The organism is Deltaproteobacteria bacterium, from assembly GCA_005879795.1.
Classification (GTDB): domain Bacteria; phylum Desulfobacterota; class Binatia; order DP-6; family DP-6; genus DP-6.
Genome location: VBKJ01000277.1, coordinates 1 through 2,562 on the forward strand (window position 1 = coordinate 1; position 2,562 = coordinate 2,562).

At 69.7% G+C, this 2,562-nt stretch carries 3 protein-coding genes; 1 reads left to right on the plus strand and 2 read right to left on the minus strand.

Annotated features, from left to right (window positions below; genetic code table 11):
- Positions 1 to 395 precede the first annotated feature (395 nt).
- Positions 396 to 1,700 (minus strand): citrate synthase, encoded by a 1,305-nt coding sequence (locus E6J59_20035; GenBank protein TMB15331.1) that lies wholly within the window; start codon positions 1,698 to 1,700, stop codon positions 396 to 398.
- Positions 1,701 to 1,808: 108 nt separating this feature from the next.
- On the opposite strand from E6J59_20035, the gene E6J59_20040 reads away from it, so the two are divergent.
- The gene (locus E6J59_20040) at positions 1,809 to 2,201 is read left to right on the plus strand and encodes a DUF814 domain-containing protein (GenBank protein ID TMB15332.1); all 393 of its coding nucleotides are present in this window, start codon (positions 1,809 to 1,811) and stop codon (positions 2,199 to 2,201) included.
- On the opposite strand, the gene E6J59_20045 is transcribed toward E6J59_20040, so the two are convergent.
- Positions 2,164 to 2,562 (minus strand): SDR family NAD(P)-dependent oxidoreductase (locus E6J59_20045; GenBank protein TMB15333.1); only part of this gene is annotated, 399 nt, incomplete at its 5' end. The two genes, E6J59_20040 and E6J59_20045, sit on opposite strands and share 38 nt — an antisense overlap.

The following is a 2,562-nucleotide window of genomic DNA, read 5'->3' on the forward strand; positions in this document are numbered from 1 at the left end:
TCCACGCGGGCAGCTGCCGCCTGCTCGAGGTGCCCGCGGGCGTCCTCGCCTACGAGCGCGCCGCCGGGGCCGAGAAGCGGATCGTGCTCGTCAACTTCACCGGCCAGCGTCTCCCGTTCGCCGCGCACGGCCGCGTCGAGATCGCGAGCGACGGGGCGGGGGAGGACCGGCCGTACGCGGGCGTGCTCGCCCCCGCGCAGGCCCTCGTCCTGCGGCCGTAGGCGGACGTGGCGGCTCCGCGCCGAGGCATCGGGCCACGGCGCTGCGGCGGTCGCTACCCAGGTCGGGGTCCGGCGAATCCGAGGGCAAAGTACGATCAGCAGGGGACGAGCGCGAGGCAGACGCGGCCGTCGATGGCCCTCGGGCACGTCCGAGGCGACGAGCCGGCGTCGGTGCTACAGCGGCCCCTCCACTGGCGTCTCGCGCTCGCCCCCTTCGCGGCGCTGGTCGAGCGGCACGTAACGGCGTTCGGGGTATCCCACGTAGAGCTGCTTCGGGCGCGTGATCTTCTGCTCCTCGTCGAGGACCAGCTCCGCCCACTGCGCCATCCAGCCCGCCGTGCGCGCGATCGCGAACAGGACGGGGAACATCGCCACCGGCAGCCCCATCGCCTCGTAGATGATCCCCGAGTAGAAGTCGACGTTCGGGTAGAGCTTGCGGCTGACGAAGTAGTCGTCGGCGAGCGCGATCCGCTCGAGCTCGAGGGCGATGTCGATGAGCGGGTTCCTGCCCGTCACCTCGAACACCTGATGCGCGATCTGCTTGATGATCTTCGCGCGCGGGTCGTAGTTCTTGTAGACGCGGTGGCCGAAGCCCATCAGCCGCCGCTCCCCGCCCTTCACCTGCCTGATGAGGCCCGGCACCCGGTCCTTCGAGCCGATCTCGTGCAGCATGTGCACGACCTCCTCGTTGGCCGAGCCGTGGCGCGGGCCGCCGAGCGCCGCCGCGGCCCCCGCCACCGCCGCATACGGGTCGGAGTGCGCGCTCCCGATCGTCCGCATGGTGGTGGACGAGCAGTTCTGCTCGTGGTCGGCGTGGAGGATGAAGAGCACGTCGAGCGCCCGCTCGAGGATGGGATCGGGCTTGTACTTGAGCTCGGTCATCTTGAACATCATGGAGAGGAAGTTGCCGGTGTAGGAGAGGTCGTTGTCGGGGTAGACGTAGGGCAGCCCGCGGCTGTGGCGGTAGGCGAACGCCGCGATGGTCGGCATCTTGCCGATGAGCCGCCGGGTCTGCATGCGCCGCGACTCGAGGTCCATGATGTTCCTGGCCTCGGGGTAGAAGGTGGAGAGCGCGCCCACCGTGGCGATCAGGATGCCCATCGGGTGCGCGTCGTAGCGGAAGCCCTCGATGAAGTGCTTCAGGTTCTCGTGCACGAGGGTGTGCATCTTGATGTTGCGCTGCCACATGGGGAAGTGGGAGACGGTCGGCAGCTCGCCCTTGACGATCAGGTAGGCGGTCTCGAGGAAGTTGCTCTTCTCGGCCAGCTCCTCGATCGGATAGCCGCGGTAGCGGAGGATGCCGCGCTCGCCGTCGATGTAGCTCACCTTGCTCTTGCAAGCGGCGGTGTTGAGGAGCGCCGGGTCGTAGCTGACGATGCCGAGCTGGGCGAGATCGGTGGCGCGGATGGCGCCGTGCTCGATGCGGAGCTCGATCTTCCTCCCGGTGCGGTTGTCGATGACGGTCAGCGTGTCGGCCATGCCCTCACCCCCCGTTCGGTCGCCCCCCTGAGCTAGCTAGACCCCTTCGGCGGCAGCGTCAATTGGCTCGCCTCTTCTCTCGGGCGCGGCGTCCGCTACACTCGTGGAGTGGCGAGCAAGGGGCGGCGGTACCGGACCGTCGTCGTCGAGGGGTACGAGGTCCTGATCGGCAGGGGCGACGCCGAGAACGACGAGCTCACCTTCGCGGTGGCGGCGCCCGAGGACTTCTGGCTCCACGTCGCGGGCGGCGTGCCGGGGAGCCACGTCGTGGTTCGCAATCCGGACAGGCTCGACGCGCTGCCGCGGGCCGTGGTCGAGCGCGCCGCCGAGCTGGCCGCCTCGAACTCGAAGGCGCGCGCCGGGCGCCGGGTCGACGTCCACCTGTGTCGCGTAGCCGACGTGACCAAACCGCCCGGGGCGCCGTCCGGACAGGTGGAGCTGCGACGCTGGGAGCGGGTGCGGGTCAGCCCTCGCTCAAGTCCCCGAGGCGCTTGCCCCTGAGCGCCCGGGCCCGCGCCTGCTCGACCACCTCCGCCGGCACGGGGTCCGACTTCGCCAGGCCGAAGCGGAGGAGGTTGGGGAGGAAGAGGCGGAGGAAGCGCGCGGTCACCAGCATCGGATTGCGCCTGGGGACGGTCATCTCGTAGCGGCGCCTCTCGATCGCTTCGAAGATGGCGTCGGTCACGATCTCGGGCGGGTACTTCCTGCCGTGGTATGCGTTCGGCTCGTCCTCCTTGAGCCAGATCTCCGTGTCGATCGGCCCCGGGTTCACGATCGCCACGTGGATGTTCGAGCCGGCGAGGTCGCTCCAGAGCCCCTCGCTGAAGGCGTTCATCGCGGCCTTGGAGGCGGCGTACATCGC